This window comes from Euzebya rosea (assembly GCF_003073135.1).
GTDB classification, from domain to species: Bacteria; Actinomycetota; Nitriliruptoria; order Euzebyales; family Euzebyaceae; genus Euzebya; species Euzebya rosea.
Genome location: NZ_PGDQ01000015.1, coordinates 34,826 through 49,274, shown reverse-complemented (window position 1 = coordinate 49,274; position 14,449 = coordinate 34,826). Strand labels below are relative to the sequence as shown.

Annotated in this window: 14 protein-coding genes; 1 reads left to right on the top strand and 13 read right to left on the bottom strand. The window is 70.0% G+C overall.

Annotated elements, in window-relative coordinates; all coding sequences use genetic code 11:
- Positions 1–113: 113 nt before the first annotated feature.
- From atpB to rpiB, 6 genes are all read right to left on the bottom strand, one after another.
- Entirely contained in the window at positions 114–935 is an 822-nt protein-coding gene (gene atpB, locus CUC05_RS18720) for a F0F1 ATP synthase subunit A (protein ID WP_108667653.1), read from the bottom strand.
- A complete protein-coding gene (locus CUC05_RS18715) occupies positions 932–1,384 on the bottom strand; it encodes a hypothetical protein (RefSeq protein WP_108667652.1) in 453 nt (150 codons plus the stop codon). Before CUC05_RS18715 ends, atpB begins: the two co-directional genes overlap by 4 nt.
- 51 nt (positions 1,385–1,435) lie before the next feature.
- Positions 1,436–1,711 (bottom strand): AtpZ/AtpI family protein, encoded by a 276-nt coding sequence (locus CUC05_RS18710; protein WP_108667651.1) that lies wholly within the window; start codon positions 1,709–1,711, stop codon positions 1,436–1,438.
- A gap of 126 nt (positions 1,712–1,837) precedes the next feature.
- Positions 1,838–3,004, bottom strand: coding sequence for a glycosyltransferase family 4 protein (locus CUC05_RS18705; protein WP_108667650.1), 1,167 nt, complete (start codon positions 3,002–3,004; stop codon positions 1,838–1,840).
- 121 nt (positions 3,005–3,125) lie between these two features.
- Entirely contained in the window at positions 3,126–4,394 is a 1,269-nt protein-coding gene (locus tag CUC05_RS18700) for a serine hydroxymethyltransferase (protein WP_108667649.1), read from the bottom strand.
- A gap of 60 nt (positions 4,395–4,454) precedes the next feature.
- A complete protein-coding gene (rpiB, locus tag CUC05_RS18695) occupies positions 4,455–4,904 on the bottom strand; it encodes a ribose 5-phosphate isomerase B (RefSeq protein WP_108667648.1) in 450 nt (149 codons plus the stop codon).
- A 73-nt stretch (positions 4,905–4,977) separates the two neighbouring features.
- Here rpiB and CUC05_RS18690 point away from each other — a divergent pair, with 73 nt between their 5' ends.
- On the top strand, positions 4,978–5,742 hold the full coding sequence (locus tag CUC05_RS18690) for an SDR family oxidoreductase (protein ID WP_157965753.1): 765 nt from the start codon (positions 4,978–4,980) through the stop codon (positions 5,740–5,742).
- Here the strand turns inward: CUC05_RS18690 and CUC05_RS25165 are convergent.
- From CUC05_RS25165 to rho, 7 genes are all read right to left on the bottom strand, one after another.
- Positions 5,739–6,719: an L-threonylcarbamoyladenylate synthase gene (locus CUC05_RS25165; protein WP_114476338.1), complete on the bottom strand. Its 981-nt coding sequence runs from the start codon at positions 6,717–6,719 to the stop codon at positions 5,739–5,741. The two genes, CUC05_RS18690 and CUC05_RS25165, sit on opposite strands and share 4 nt — an antisense overlap.
- A 43-nt stretch (positions 6,720–6,762) precedes the next feature.
- Positions 6,763–7,584 carry a N5-glutamine methyltransferase family protein gene (locus CUC05_RS18680; RefSeq protein ID WP_108667645.1) on the bottom strand — a complete coding sequence of 274 codons (822 nt, stop codon included), beginning with the start codon at positions 7,582–7,584 and terminating at the stop codon, positions 6,763–6,765.
- A 172-nt stretch (positions 7,585–7,756) separates the two neighbouring features.
- A complete protein-coding gene (wrbA, locus tag CUC05_RS18675; protein WP_108667644.1) occupies positions 7,757–8,368 on the bottom strand; it encodes an NAD(P)H:quinone oxidoreductase in 612 nt (203 codons plus the stop codon).
- A gap of 442 nt (positions 8,369–8,810) precedes the next feature.
- Positions 8,811–9,806 (bottom strand): hypothetical protein, encoded by a 996-nt coding sequence (locus CUC05_RS18670; protein WP_108667643.1) that lies wholly within the window; start codon positions 9,804–9,806, stop codon positions 8,811–8,813.
- 263 nt (positions 9,807–10,069) lie between these two features.
- Entirely contained in the window at positions 10,070–11,158 is a 1,089-nt protein-coding gene (gene prfA / locus CUC05_RS18665) for a peptide chain release factor 1 (protein WP_276308922.1), read from the bottom strand.
- Positions 11,159–11,171: 13 nt separating this feature from the next.
- A complete protein-coding gene (locus tag CUC05_RS18660; protein ID WP_108667755.1) occupies positions 11,172–12,257 on the bottom strand; it encodes a DUF1385 domain-containing protein in 1,086 nt (361 codons plus the stop codon).
- A 17-nt stretch (positions 12,258–12,274) separates the two neighbouring features.
- Positions 12,275–14,248 (bottom strand): transcription termination factor Rho, encoded by a 1,974-nt coding sequence (rho, locus tag CUC05_RS18655; protein WP_108667642.1) that lies wholly within the window; start codon positions 14,246–14,248, stop codon positions 12,275–12,277.
- Between the last annotated feature and the right edge of the window lie 201 nt (positions 14,249–14,449).

The following is a 14,449-nucleotide window of genomic DNA, read 5'->3' as shown; positions in this document are numbered from 1 at the left end:
GCAGTCGCTTCTTCATCTTTGACTCCTTGATCATTCAGGGGATTTGCGGGCTTGCGGGAACTTGACTGGACGTTGATCGGCCATGGGTGGCCGACCGAACCGCCGGAGCGGTCCTAGTGCTGGGCCTCGACTGCACCGGAGAGGTAGACAGCGGCGAGGATGGCGAAGATGTAGGCCTGCAGGAAGCTGACGAACGCCTCGAACCCGACCGCGAGCGGCGAGATCAGGAGGGTCAGGATCCCGATGGGGAGGCCGAGGATGTTGGCGTCCTCGGGGATCAGGCCGGGGATCCGGAAGAACGCGTGGGTCGCCAGGAAGACGATGGTCAGCAGGATGTGACCGGCGACCATGTTGGCGAACAACCGGACCGTCAGGGTCAGCGGACGCAGGATGAAGGTGGACACCAGCTCGATGGGGGTGAGCAGGAGGTACACGGGGGCGGGGACGCCCGGGGGGAACGCAACTTCCTTGAAGTAGCCGATGCCCTGGTACTTCACGCCGGTGGCCACGAAGACGACCAGGGTGACGAGCGCCAGCATCAGCGGGATCGCGATCCGCGATGTCGCCGGGAAGTTCACGAACGGGATGATCTTGAACATGTTGTTGAACAACACGAACAGGAAGATGGTGGTCAGGAAGGGCGCGAACTTCTTGCCCTCCGGGCCGATGATGTCCACGGCGATGCCGTCACGGACGAACTCGACCACCGACTCGCCAGCGGCCTGCAGCTTGTTCGGCACGACCTTGGGGTTGCCGAGGGCCATCAGCATGAAGACCGAGGCGAAGATCAGGCTGAAGAGGATGATCAGCCAGGTACGGGTGATCTCCAGGCCGCCGATCTCGAACAGCGCCGGCAGGTTGAAGATCTCGCCCGCGGGTGGGACACCGAAGCTGCCACCGTACGGGTGGGCATCGGCTGCGAGGATGAGGTTCACGTGAGCTGCCTTTCGGTGTCACTGTGTGGGGTCGAAGGGATGGACAACCAGAAGAATCGGGGGTCGCGGGCGGCGGCGACGATCTCGGCCACCAGCGCACCGACCAGGCCGAGGGCCAGGCCGATCGCGAAGGAGTTCATGGGGAGCAGGCCCAGCTGGGCGACGAGCACCAGGACGACCAGCGCGACCATGCCGCGCAGGCCGAGTGCCGCCAAGGACATGGCAACCACCATGTCGTTACCCGCCTTCGCCCCACGCTTGTACAGCGGCATCGCGACGACCGAGAGCACCGCGACCAGCGCGGCGCCGAACCCGACGGCCACGCCGGCCTCGGCACCGTCGAGGAGACCCGCGACGACCGTCCCGATCACGGCCACAGCGCACGCACCGAGCACGCCGGCAACGGCCAGCGACTGCTCGGGAGCATGGTTGGGAGTGAAGATGGGCATCGGACGAGGGGGCCTGTTCGGTGCGTTGGGTGTAGCGGCGACGTGCGTGGCTCAGCGACTGCGTGGAGTGGTGCCCTCTTCGGAGCGGGCGGCCATCGACGCGTCCGCAGCGTCTGCCTGCTTGGCACGGATGTATAGCAGGTAGATGCCGGCGATGTTGCCGATGACGAAGCCGACGACCATGAACACGGGTTCCGTTCCGACCAAGCGGTCGATCAGGAATCCGATTCCACCCCAGGTGAAGATTGCTGCCAGGAGGTCGGCGGTGTATGCGAAGGACTTGTCGGCCTTGGCCGACCCGAGGGCATCGAGAGGTGATCCGCTCATGGTGATTGCCTTCCAGGTCGTCGTTGACCGGCCCGGTCCGGGGGGTCCGTTGGAACCGCCCGTCCTCGAGCTTGTGAAAACATACACAAGCTTCCGCGGACGGGCAAATGGTACGGCCCGAGCAGCCTACCGGGGACCGCTGGCGCCCGGGTGGCGACGGACGTTGTACCCCCGCTCGACCGCCTTCTCGCGACGATTCGTCCGCCAACCCTGCACGAGGAGGGCCGAGACGAGCAGAATGAACAGCCCGCCGGTCACCGACAGCACGAGGGTCGGATCGCCTAGGGACGGACCGACCACCGCAGCGGCCAGCAGGGCCGAGCTGCTGTAGAGCACCAGGACGGCCCGACGCTGGCTGTGGCCGAGCTCGAGAAGGCGGTGGTGGAGGTGCTTCTTGTCCGCCGCGGCGATCGACTGGCCGCTGCTCACGCGCCTGATGATCGCCAGCACCGTGTCGATGAACGGCACGGCCAGGACGAGCGCCGGGATGAGGGCCGGGACCGACACGGCGAAGAAGTCCGTGGACGTCGGCGCGGTGAGGTTGCCGATCGCGCTGACGCCTGCCGCGCCCATCAGCAGGCCGAGCAGCATCGCGCCGGTGTCGCCCATGAAGATCGACGCCGGGTTGAAGTTGAAGAACAGGAAGCCCACGCACGCGCCGACCACGGCGGCGAGCACCAGCCCTGCCGCGGAGGTGGCGGAGGCCACGGGGACCGGGCCGAGCTCGGCGTAGGCGAACAGCGCCATGGCCGCGATGGCGACGATGCCGGCGGCAAGGCCGTCCAGGCCGTCCACGAGGTTGACGGCGTTGATCATCGCCACGACGAGGATGATGGTCAGGAGGGCGGCGGCGTCGGGCGACAGCGACACGATGTTGCCGCCGCCGAAGGGGATGTAGACGAACCGCAGCGTCACGCCGAACAGCACGAGGGTGCCCGCGGCGAGGATCTGGCCGGCCAGCTTGGCGGCCGGCGTCAGTCCCCTCGTGTCGTCGATCACGCCGACGTAGACGATGACGAGGGCGGCGAGGAGGATGGCCTCGGGCTCCGACGTCGTGCGGAACAGCTGGTCGAAGGTGCCCAGGCCGTTGGCCAGCGCGAAGGCCCCCATCACCCCGGCGAGCATCGCCAGGCCGCCCAGCTCCGGGGTGGGTGTGGAGTGGATGTGCCGGTCCCCCGGGTCCTTCACCGCCCCCACGGCGTGGGCGATCCGCTTCACCACGGGCGTGGCCAGGACCGTCACCAGCAGGCTGGCAACGGCGATCAGCAGGTTGTCGAGGAATGCCTGATCCATCGGTGGGCCTCGACGCTACCGCGCACCGGCCGGAACCGGTGCGCGTGGGGATGGCCGCCCGGCCCGCGGGCCGACGTCCTGTGTCCGGCTGGGTCTGCGGGGTCCTGCGCCTGGGTGGGGCCTACGCCTGGCTGGCGGGCGCGGGGTAGGCCGGGAAGTTCGCCGACAGCTCGGCGACCTCCTTGCGGACGGTGTCGACCTCGCCCTCGTCCTTGAGCACCCGGACGATGAACCCGGCGATCTGGGCCATCTCCTCGGTGCCCATGCCGACCGTGGTCGCGGCGGCGGTGCCGACGCGAATGCCGGAGGCGACCATCGGGGGCCGCGGGTCGAACGGGATGGCGTTCTTGTTCAGCGTGATCCCGGCCGCGTCGCAGCGGGCCTCGGCGTCGGCGCCGGTGATGTCCAGGCTCTGCAGGTCCGCGAGCAGGTAGTGGATGTCGGTGCCGCCGGAGACGATCCGGACACCGTGGTCCTCGAGCGCTGCGGCCAGTGCACGGGCGTTGGCGACCACGTTGGCGGCGTACTCGGCGAAGGACGGCTGCATGGCCTCCTTGAAGGAGACGGCCTTGGCGGCGATGACGTGCTCGAGCGGTCCGCCCTGCATCATCGGGAAGACGGCCTTGTCGACGGCCTTGGCGAACGCCTCCTTGGCGAGGATGGTGCCGCCGCGGGGGCCGCGCAGGGTCTTGTGGTTGGTGAAGGTCGTGACGTCGGCATGGGGCACCGGTGAGGGGTGGGCCCCACCGGCGACGAGACCGGCGAAGTGGGCCGCGTCGACCATGAAGGCCGCGCCGACCTCGTCGGCGATCGCGCGGAAGCCGGCGAAGTCCCAGTGGCGGGGGTAGGCCGTGGCGCCGGCGATGATCAGCTTGGGACGACGCTCGAGGGCGATCGCGCGCACCTCGTCCATGTCGATGATCTGGTCGGACTCACGCACGCCGTAGGCGGCGATGTCGAACCACTTGCCGCTGTAGTTGACCTTCGAGCCGTGGGTCAGGTGGCCACCGTGGGGCAGCGACATGGCGAGGACGGTGTCCCCGTGCTCGACGCCGAGGGCGAACGTGGCGGCCATGTTGGCCTGGGCGCCCGCGTGGGGCTGCACGTTGGCGTGGTCGGCCCCGAAGAGCTCCTTGGCCCGCTCGATCGCGAGGGACTCGGCGACGTCGACGAACTCGCAGCCGCCGTAGTACCGCTTGCCCGGATACCCCTCGGCGTACTTGTTCGTCAGGACGCTGCCCTGCGCGGCGAGGACCGCCGGCGAGGTCAGGTTCTCCGACGCGATCAGCTGCAGGTGGGTGCGCTGGCGGTTCAGCTCGCTGGTGATCGCCTCGGCGATCTCCGGGTCCTGTGCTTCCAGCTGCGCCCAGTCGGGGCCGTAGTAGGTCATGCCGAGCAGGGTACCGCCGTGCCGCCTGCCAGTTCGAGGCCACTCCCCCGCCGTGCGTGCCTAGCTGGCGTCGCCGCGCTCGATATCGGCGATCTTGTCGATGCGGGCCTGGTGGCGACCGCCCTCGAAGTCCGTGGTCAGCCACAGCTCGAGGATCTCGTCGGCCATGTGCGGGGTGACGACCCGGGCACCCATCGCGATGACGTTGGCGTCGTTGTGCTCGCGGGACAGCCGGGCGGTCCAGATGTCGTTGCACAGGGCGGCGCGGATGCCGTCGACCTTGTTGGCGGCGATCTGCTCGCCCTGGCCGGACCCGCCGAGGACGATCCCGCGGTCGGCGTCGCCGCTGGCAACTGCCCGGCCGACGGAAGCCATGATCGGCGGGTAGTCGACGCGTTCGGCGGAGTCGGTGCCGTGGTCGTCGACCTCGTGCCCGAGGGCCGCGAGGGTCGTCTTGAGGTGTTCCTTGAGGTCGTAGCCGGCGTGGTCGGCCCCGATGGCGATGCGCATGGAGGGGACGATACCGGCCCGGGGTCTAGGGTGGCCTGCCCCGTCGTCGCCCCCGATCACATCGGAGTCCCACATGAGCAACTCGTCCCTGGCCGGCCAGCGCGTCCTCGTCACCGGTGCGTCCTCGGGCATCGGCCGCGCGGTGGCGGTGGCGTGCGCCGAGGCCGGCGCGACCGTGGCTGGCCTGGCGCGTCGAGCAGAGCGGCTGGAGTCCCTGTCGGCGTCCCACGGGGTCGTGCCGGTGGTGGGTGACGTGACTGCCGGCGGTGCGGCTGGCCTGGTCGCCACGGCGGTGGAGGGGCTGGGTGGACTGGACGTGCTGGTGAACTCGGCGGGTATCGCACGGATGGGGCTGATCGGCGAGACCGACCCGGCGGACTGGCGGGCCATGTTCGACGTCAACGTGCTCGGCCTGCTGGAGGTCACCCAGGCGGCGATGCCGGCCTTGAGGGCCGACGGCGGCGGGTCGATCGTCAACATCTCCTCGATGTCCGGACGGCGAATTCCGGCGGCGGAGGGTGGCGTCTACTCCGCCACGAAGTTCGCGGTCCACGCCATCAGCGAGGCCCTGCGCATGGAGCTGCAGGAGTCCGGCGTACGTGTGACCACGGTGTCACCCGGCTTCGTGGCGACGGAGATCTTCGACGACCAGCCGGACTCGGCGGTCATCGATCGGTACCGCACGCTCGCCAAGTCGGTCGGGATGCAGGTCGAGGACGTGGCCGCGGCCGTCCTGCACGCCGTGACCGCCCCCGCGTCGGTCGGGACGGTCGAGATCGCCCTGGTGCCGACGAACCAGAGCGACGAGGCCTACCGGAAGGCGGTGGCCGAGGACTAGGAGGATGGAGGCTCCGGGCGGTCGTCGTGCGCCTCGCCTCCGTGCGTCGCGTTCGCCGGGGACTCGACCTCGGGTGACTCGACCTCGGGTGACTCGACCGTGACGGCTGCGTCGTCGATCTCCTCGATGTTGGGCTCGTCGATGTTGGGCTCGTCGATGCCGAGCTCGTCGATGCCGGGCTCGTCGGTGTCGGCCCCGTTCGCATGGGCCTGATCGGCGTCGGGCTCGCCGCTATCGGGCACACCGGTTCCGGGGGCGTCGGTGCCGTGGTCGGCGGCTGTCCCCTCCTCCCCCTGGTCCTCCGGGGCGTCGACCGGCAGGAGCGACGGGTCGGGCTTCTCGCCCCACTCCAGCTCGCCCGAGGCGACCAGGTGGATGTGGTCCTCCGGCACGATGCCTTCGCGGTGCACGACCGGGGACGTGCCGGTTGCGTCGACGATGGTGGACACACGTCCGTCGAGCTCGCCGCCGTCGAGGTAGACCGGCACCAGCACGCCGAGCTGGGCCTTCGCCTCCTCCACGGTAGTGGGTCGCGGCTGGGACAGCCGGTTGGCGGCGGTGCACGCCAGCGGGCCCACGGCCCCGATCAGGTCACGCACGAACTCATCGGCGGGCTGGCGCAGCTGCACCGTTCCCTTGGCGTTGCCCAGGTCCCAGGCCAGGTCGACGGTCGCGGGCAGCACCAGGGTCAGGTCACCGGGCCAGTACGCAGCCATCAGCCGGTCGGCCCAGTCGGGGACGTCCCCGGCCAGCGCCCCGACCTGTCGCTCGGACCGCAGCAGGACCGGGAGCGGTGTGACCCGGCTGCGGCGACGCGCGGCGAAGATCCGCTGCGTGGCCGCGGTGCGGAACGCGTCGGCGACGATGGCGTAGACGCCGCCGACCGGCAGGACGACGACCGAGCCGGCCTGCAGCGTCTCCGTCGCCTTCTCCAGCGCCCCGTCGCGGTCCTCGGACAGGCTGATGATGGTGCTCACAGCAGGGAGGATGCCAGCCGGAGGGGTCGGTCGCGCAGCCCGGTCACGCCCGTCGGGCCATCGCGAACCGGTCGCGTCCGGTCAGGTCGGGTTCGATCGAGGACGGGCCGACGTGGTGGGCGAGGGCCTGGGCGGTCTGGTCCACGCGCGACGGGTCGTCCTCGATCACGATCCAGCCGCCCGGCTTCAGCCAGTGCGGGGCTGCGGCGACGAGGTCGGCGATGACCTCCCAGCCGGACTCGCCGCCGACGAGCGCCTCGTACGGGTCGTGGTCGCGGACCTCCGGGTCGACCCCGGCCATCTGGGCCGGGTCGAGGTACGGCGGGTTGCACACGATGACGTCGACCGCGCCGAGCAGTGCCGGGTCGACCCCGGCGAAGAGCGAGGCGTGGTGCACCTCGACCTGAGGGTGAGGTCGAGCGTTGCGCTTGGCGAGCTCCACCGCGCGGGGGTTGATGTCGGTTGCCACGATGCGGGATGCGCCGGTCTCGTGGGCGATCGCGCAGCTGATCGCGCCGGTGCCGGTGCACGGCTCGATGACGATCGCCCCGTCGGAGAGGCGGTCGATGGCCAGCCCGGCGAGGACCTCGGTCTCAGGCCGGGGAACGAACACGCCGGCGGCCACCTGCACCTCGATCCAGCGGAACGGCGCCGTGCCGAGGATCAGCTGGAGTGGTTCGCGTGCCGCACGGCGGCGGATCGCATCCGCCAGCCCGGCCGGGTCGCTGGGAAACCCTTCCAGCAGCCAGCGGGCGTCGGCGTCCGGGCTGGGAACGCCGGCCGCCCGCAGCCGCTCGGCCACCTCGGCCCGCGTGGGGGTGGTGACGGGTCCAGCGGCGGCGTCGGTGTCGGCGTGGTCGGTCATCGCCGGCTCACGGTATCGGTCGGGGCGAGGATGGTCAGGGCTGAGTGGTCGGTCAGGAACGGGTACGCCCCCGGCTGGAGGAGCCGGGGGCGTGGGGCGGACCGTGTCGTGGCCGGACGACTGGTCCTCGGGGTGGTCTGGGTGATGGGAGTGCCGGGCTCGACCTGACCGCCTAGGCGGCGAGCTTGCCCGTGACCTCGGCGAAGAAACGTCCGTAGGAGTTGGCGATGGAGATCTCGTGCTCCGACAGGCCGTCCTTCTCCTCGCCCTGCGGGGACCAGTGAGAGGGGCCGTAGGGGCCACCGCCGGACCGGGTCTTGCTGGCGGCGTCGTCGCTGTAGCCCATGGGGACGATGAGCATCCCGTGGTGGTAGGCGAAGGTGGACATGGTCAGGATCGTCGACTCGAACCCGCCGTGCATGGTCGATGCTCCGGTGAAGAAGCCCGCGGTCTTGCCGACGAGGGCGCCGGATGCCCAGAGCGGGCCGGTCTGGTCCAGGAACGACGACATCTGCGAGGTCCGGTTCCCGAAGCGCGTCGGCGAGCCGAAGATGATCCCGTCGAACTCGGCGAGCTCGTCGATGGTCGCCAGCGGGACGGTCGACAGCGTGTCCTGCGCCTCGGCGGCACCCGCCTCGGCCAGCTGTCCCTCGCTCATCAGCTCGGGCACCCGACGCAGCTGCGGCTTCCCCTCCCCCTGCTCGACGCCGGCAGCGATCTGCTCGGCGAGCTCGTGGGTGTGTCCGTACATGGAGTGGAAGATGATTCCGATGTCAGCGCTCATGGGGTGGCTCCGAGGGTTGGTTCAAGTTCGTACGGTTCCAGACGTAGCCGCCCCGCCGGACCCGCAAACGTCCCCCACCCCCTCCCCTGTCACCCCGGTGGCCGACTCGCATGGGCTGCCGGCCGGCTCACCGCAGTTACCGCCGGGCGGCGCCGGCCGTCGCCCAACGGCGTCCGGCCGTCGGCGTCCGGCCGCCCCCCCTGCCCCCCTGCCTCCCCTGACGGATCTTGACCCATCGGGCGGAGGATCTCGACCCAGCTCACGGCCGTAGCCCCGAGGGCGCGGCCCCATGGTGACGGATAATGACCCAACCTCCAGGTCGCCCCCTGCTGAGATGGGTCAAGATCCGTCACGGTCGGCGTCCCTGGTGTCCTCGGCGTCCTTGGTGTCCTCGGCGTCGCCGGCCCCTCGAACCGCACCCACGACGGCCGCGACGACCGGGTTAGCCCAAGGGGACGAGGGTCCGGAGCGGCACGCGTCGGTGGCGCTGAGCGGGAAGGAACGGGCGGGCAAGGCGGCCCTCGAGCATCAGCATCTCGCGCTCACGACGTGTTCGGTGCACCAGTTCTGCGGTCCCATGCGCGTCCTTGACCATGGATTTCGTGATGTACAGCGAGTCCCATCCGCGCTTGCGGACGTCCGCCGTCCGCACCCCGTCTTCATCGATGCGTCGGGCATGGAAGCGCTCGCTCTGGTACTCGAGGGTGAGCGCAGCGAACACGTAGGCGAAGTCCGCTCGGTACCGCTCCGTGATCTGGACCTGGGCGTCGGGGGCAGGAGGAAACGCACCGAAGACCTCATCGAGGACCGCCCACTCAGCAGGGCTCTCGACGTCCAGGACTCCGGTACTGGCCAGCTCGATCAACCTCCTGGAACCCGGGTCGCCGAGCTGATTCCAGCGCTGGAGCAGGTCCACCGGACGCAACCTCAAGGCATGCATGGTCTGGTACGTGAGGTGTGCGACCCGGTCCAGCGGCGCACCCTCCAGCGCGAACACGTCAGCGAGGGCGCGAGCGGGTTCGGCGACGTTCAGGCCCCGGGCCGTCCATGCCATGACGTCGGACAAGCCGCGAACCCGATGGTGAGCGAAGGGCTGAGTCCGGATTTTGACCTGCCAGGCCCACGGCACCAGCAACGTGGGTGGCTGGTCCACAGGATCGAGTACGCCATAGACCTCCAGCGCAGCGGTTCCACTGACGAACGGCCGCGGGCGCTTGGCGGAGGAGCGGAAGTAGCCGTCGACGAGGTGCTGATGCTGAAACGGATGGGGATGGAACGAGGCGTCCCGGTACCAACCAGGAGCCAGGCGGACCAGGAGTCCTCGGGAATGCCATGCGTGGATGGCTCCGTCGCCGTACCCCGCCTCGAGGATCTGCTTCCGGCAGACGAGGCCCGCCGGGTGGCCGGACGTGATGGCGCGGATGGGGTCTGGAAGCACAGGTCCCACGGTGCGCCGTCGCCGTGGTGGCGGGCCGACGAATCGTCGACGCCTGTGGACAACATCCCGTTGCTGACCGTCATCGGAACGACCCGCTGACGGATCTTGACCTGCCTGCTGAAGGTTTCCGACCCGCCTGCGTGGCCAAACGCCGGCTTGGACGGCCGCCCATGACGGAAGTTGACCCATGCCCGACGACCAGACCACCCGTTGGGTCAAATTCCGTCACGCGGGGCTTGCCGAGCGGGGCCCGGCGGGTGGGGTCAGGCGTCTTCGGTGAGGGCCTGGAGCTTCTGGGCCTGTTCCTGGCGGATGAGGGCGTCGAAGAGCTCGTCGAGCTTGCCTTCGAGGACGCCGGAGAGGTCGTTGGTCTTGAAGCCGATGCGGTGGTCGGCGACGCGGGAGTCCGGGAAGTTGTAGGTCCGGATCTTCTCCGACCGGTCGCCGGTGCCGATCTGGCTGGCGCGGGCGTCGGCGCGTTCGGCGGCCATGCGGTCCTTCTCGGCCTGCAGCAGGCGGGCCTTCAGGACGCGGAGGGCCTTCTCCTTGTTCTGCAGCTGGCTCTTCTCGTCCTGCATCGCGACGACGACACCGGTCGGGACGTGGGTGATCCGCACGGCCGAGTCCGTCGTGTTGACCGACTGCCCGCCGGGGCCCGACGACCGGTACACGTCGATCTTGAGGTCCGACGGGTCGATGTGGACGTCGACGTCCTCGGCCTCGGGCATGACGGCCACCGATGCGGTGGAGGTATGGATGCGTCCGCCCGACTCGGTCTGCGGCACGCGCTGCACCCGGTGGACGCCGGACTCGTGCTTCAGCACCGAGTACGCGCCGGTCCCGTTGACCTCGAACGTGACTTCCTTGACCCCGCCGACGTCGTTCTCCGACACGCTCAGCCGGGCGACCTTCCAGCGGCGTCCCTCCGCGTACCGCGTGTACATGCGCTCGAGCTCGGCGGCGAACAGGCCGGCTTCGTCGCCGCCTGCCCCGGCGCGGATCTCGAGGATGACGTTCTTGTCGTCCATCGGGTCCTTGGGCAGCAGGAGGACCTTCAGCTGGTCCTCCATGCCCTCGGCCTGCGCACGGTTGGCCTTCGCCTCCGCGACCATGCTGTCGCCCTCGGCCCCGTCGCTGAGCTCGGCCAGCTCCTCGGCGGCCTCGGCGTCCTCAAGCAGCTCCTGGTACTTCGCGTAGACCTTGACGACCTCGCTCAGCTCGGCATGCCGCTTGGCGGTGGAGGTGTAGCGCTCCTGATCACCGAGGACCGCCGGGTCGGTCATGTCCATCTCGAGCTCGGCGTGGGTGGCCACGAGCTCCTCGAGACGCTGACGCATCGAATCGTCGATCATGTCGCGACCTCGCTCAGGCGATCGTCGAGCCGGGGTCGACCCCGGAGTCGTCGACCGCATCCACGCCAGGGGGCGGCGGCACGGCAGCCTCGTCGCGAGGCAGGCCCACGACCTCCGTCGTCGTGTCCGGTCCCCACACCACCGGGGAGGGAAGGTCGGTCGTGCGACCGGCGAGGTGGGCGGTGGGGACGACGGCCTCGAAGGCGCGGATGGCGACCTCGACCTGCTCGTCGTCGGGCTCCTTGGTGGTGATCTTCTGCAGCCACAGGCCGGGGGTCGCCAGCGCCCGCATCAGCGGGTTGGTCTGGTCGGCGCCGAGGCGCAGGACCTCGTAGGCCAGGCCCGCCACGACGGGGAGGAGGATCACGCGCAGGGCCACCTGGTAGCCGAGGAAGGCCAAGAAGTTGGCCCCCTCCGGCGCGGGGAAGATGATGCCCGCCGTCGTGTAGATCACGATGGCCAGCAGCATCACGATCAGCAGGAAGTTGGTCCCGCAGCGGGGGTGCTTGGTGGAGTACGGCTGGATCGCGCCGGCTCGGAGCGGTTCGTCGTGCTCCCAGGCGAGGATCGTCTTGTGCTCGCCACCGTGGTACTGGAAGACCCGGCGGATGTCGCTCAGCATCGAGATGCCCAGCAGGTACAGCAGGAAGATGCCCAGCCGCACCACGCCCTCGACCAGGTGGAAGGTGAGGGAGTCCCCTCCGCCCAACGGCTCCTCGATCGCCGCCAGGCCGAGGTTCGGCAGGACGATGAAGATGCCGATGAAGGCCAGCAGCGCGATGGCCAGCGACCCACTCATCTCGCCCTTGGACAGCTGCTCCTCGTCATCGACCGCGGCGTTGGCGGAGATCGTCAGCGCCTTGGTGCCGATGGTCAGCGCGTCGACCAGGCCCCACATGCCGCGGAGCATGGGCTTGGTCCAGATCGGCTTGCGCTGGGGGAGGTCGCTGACGGGGTGCCGCTCGAGGTAGATCGTCCCGTCGGGACGACGGACGGCGACCGCCCAGGTCTTCTGACCCCGCATCATCACACCCTCCATGACGGCCTGGCCGCCGTAGAAGTGCTGGTGGGGGGTGTCGCTGCTGCTGTGGTCGCTCATGTCCTGCTCAGTGTCGCTCACCGTGTGCTGGAACCTCCGGCACCGGCGAGGTAGGTGGCGTTGTCCAGGGTGCCCTCGAGGTCGCTGGCGATCGTGCGCGCGGCCTCGTCGTGGGGCAGGTCGGCCAGGCGCTTGCGAACCGCCCAGATCGCCTGGAGGGTCTCGTCGTCGACGAGCAGCTCCTCGCGGCGAGTGGCCGAGGTGTCGGGGCGCACGACCGGCCGCAGGTGCGGGGCCACGTCGCCGTCGAGGTGGATGACGGCGTTCGCTGTCCCGAGGAACTCCTCGAGGATCGCCTCGTCGACCGCGCTTCCGTCGCCGGTCAGCATGGCGGCCACGATCGTCAGCGAGCCGCCGTCCTCGACCTTGCGGGCGCTGCCGAAGAAGCGCTTGGCCGGGTACAGCGACGTCGCATCGATGCCGCCGCTGCCGTAGGCGCGGGTCAGCCGCGTCAACGAGTCGACGAGCACGACGACGTCGTGGCCGAGCTCGACCAGCCGGCGGGCCCGCTCCATGGCGAGCTCGGCGACCTGCGTGTGGTCCTCGACCGGACGGTCGAAGGTGCTCGCGATGACCTCACCGGGGATGGCGCGCTTGACGTCGGTGACGTCCTCGGGACGCTCGTCGATCAGCAGGACCATCAGGTGGGCCTCGGGCGCGTTGGTCGCGATGGCCTGGCCGATGCCCTTGAGGGTGTCGGTTCGACCGGCTGCCGGCGGTGCCACGAGGAGGGCACGCTGCCCGCGTCCGATCGGGGCCAGCAGGTCGATGGCACGCAGGACCGTGGGGGCCTTCTCGGTCTCCAGGCGCAGCTGCTCGCTGGGGTACACCGGCACGAGGTCGCGGAAGTCGGGCCGCTCGGGCACCTGTCCGCCCTCGAGCTCGCCGCCGTTGACCTTCTGCACGTGGTGCAGCGCCGGGACCTTCTCGTTGTTGCGCTGCTGGCGGATCGGCCCCTGGACGACGTCGCCGCGACGAAGCCCGTGCTTGCGGATCTGGCCCTGCGAGACGTAGACGTCGCGGTCGCCCGGGGTGTAGCCGGTCGTGCGCAGGAAGCCGTACCCCTCGGGGAGGATGTCGAGCACACCGGCGCGGACCTCTCCGGGTTCGTTGCCGCCCCCGCCACCGCCGCCGCCCTGCTGGTTCTCCTGCTGGGCGCGCTCGCGGTTGCGCTTGCGACGGTCCCGACGGCTGCGACGCTTGCGGCTCGCCGCGTCGTCGTCATCGTCGTCATCGTCGTCGTTGCCGTTGTCGTCGGCGCGAGGGGCGTCGGCGCGACCACGGTCGTCGTCCTTGCGCCCGCCGTCACGCGGCCGGTCCTCACCCTTGCCGCCGTCACGACTGCCACCGCCGCTGTCACGACTGCCACCGCTGTCACGGCCAGCACCGCTGTCACGGCCAGAACCGCTGTCACGACCACCGGACCCACGACCCTGACCGGAGTCACGACCGCCCGAATCACGACCGCCCGAATCACGACCACTGTCCTGCGCGCTGCCACGGGAACGGCCGTTGTCGTCGTTGCGGTTGCCACCACGCGAGCTGTTGCGGTCGCGGGAGCGGCTGCGCTCCTCCTGCTGGCCCTTGCCCTGACCGCCGTCCCCAGCGGCGTCGGCCTGGCGGGCGGTGGGGGGCAGCACCTTGCGGGCCGTCTCCTCCCGAGCAGCACGTGCTGCCGCGTCCTCCCCCGCCGGCGCCGACTCGACCGGCGCGTCACCAGCAGGCGCATCATCAGCAGGCGCGTCGTCAGCGGGCGCGTCAGCGGACGCGTCGTCACGACTGCGTGTCCGGGTGCGCGAGCGGGCAGGAGCGGCGTCGTCCCCCGGTTCGGCGGCACCGTTCGCGGACGCGGACGCCTGGCCGGTGGCCGACTCGACGATCGCGTCGATCAGCTCGGCCTTGCGAAGCTTCTGGTACCCACGCATGTTCAGATGCGAGGCGATGTCCTTCAGCTCGGTCATCGGCTTGCGAGCCAGGACGCTGCGATCCATGCCCTCTCCTGTGTGGTTCTCAGGCACTGGGGGACGTCTCGATCACGTCACCCCATTGGCGTGTCGACCCGCGCATGCGGGTCGAGATGGTCGTCGGGAACAAGTGCGGAGCGAGGGAACCCTCGGCGATCCAGCGTGGCTGGAGTGCGGCGTCCCGGCTCGCCGCTGAAGGAAGCATACCGGTCACCGACGGACGGCAAC

Bases quoted from the DNA above. Each gene is read 5' to 3' on its own strand.
- rho (WP_108667642.1), bottom strand. From the start codon at position 14,248: ATGGATCGCAGCGTCCTGGCTCGCAAGCCGATGACCGAGCTGAAGGAC.
- CUC05_RS18690 (WP_157965753.1), top strand. From the start codon at position 4,978: ATGAGCAACTCGTCCCTGGCCGGCCAGCGCGTCCTCGTCACCGGTGCG.
- CUC05_RS18660 (WP_108667755.1), bottom strand. From the start codon at position 12,257: ATGAGCGACCACAGCAGCAGCGACACCCCCCACCAGCACTTCTACGGC.
- CUC05_RS18715 (WP_108667652.1), bottom strand. From the start codon at position 1,384: ATGCCCATCTTCACTCCCAACCATGCTCCCGAGCAGTCGCTGGCCGTT.
- prfA (WP_276308922.1), bottom strand. From the start codon at position 11,158: ATGATCGACGATTCGATGCGTCAGCGTCTCGAGGAGCTCGTGGCCACC.
- wrbA (WP_108667644.1), bottom strand. From the start codon at position 8,368: ATGAGCGCTGACATCGGAATCATCTTCCACTCCATGTACGGACACACC.
- CUC05_RS18700 (WP_108667649.1), bottom strand. From the start codon at position 4,394: ATGACCTACTACGGCCCCGACTGGGCGCAGCTGGAAGCACAGGACCCG.
- CUC05_RS18705 (WP_108667650.1), bottom strand. From the start codon at position 3,004: ATGGATCAGGCATTCCTCGACAACCTGCTGATCGCCGTTGCCAGCCTG.
- CUC05_RS18710 (WP_108667651.1), bottom strand. From the start codon at position 1,711: ATGAGCGGATCACCTCTCGATGCCCTCGGGTCGGCCAAGGCCGACAAG.
- rpiB (WP_108667648.1), bottom strand. From the start codon at position 4,904: ATGCGCATCGCCATCGGGGCCGACCACGCCGGCTACGACCTCAAGGAA.
- CUC05_RS18680 (WP_108667645.1), bottom strand. From the start codon at position 7,584: ATGACCGACCACGCCGACACCGACGCCGCCGCTGGACCCGTCACCACC.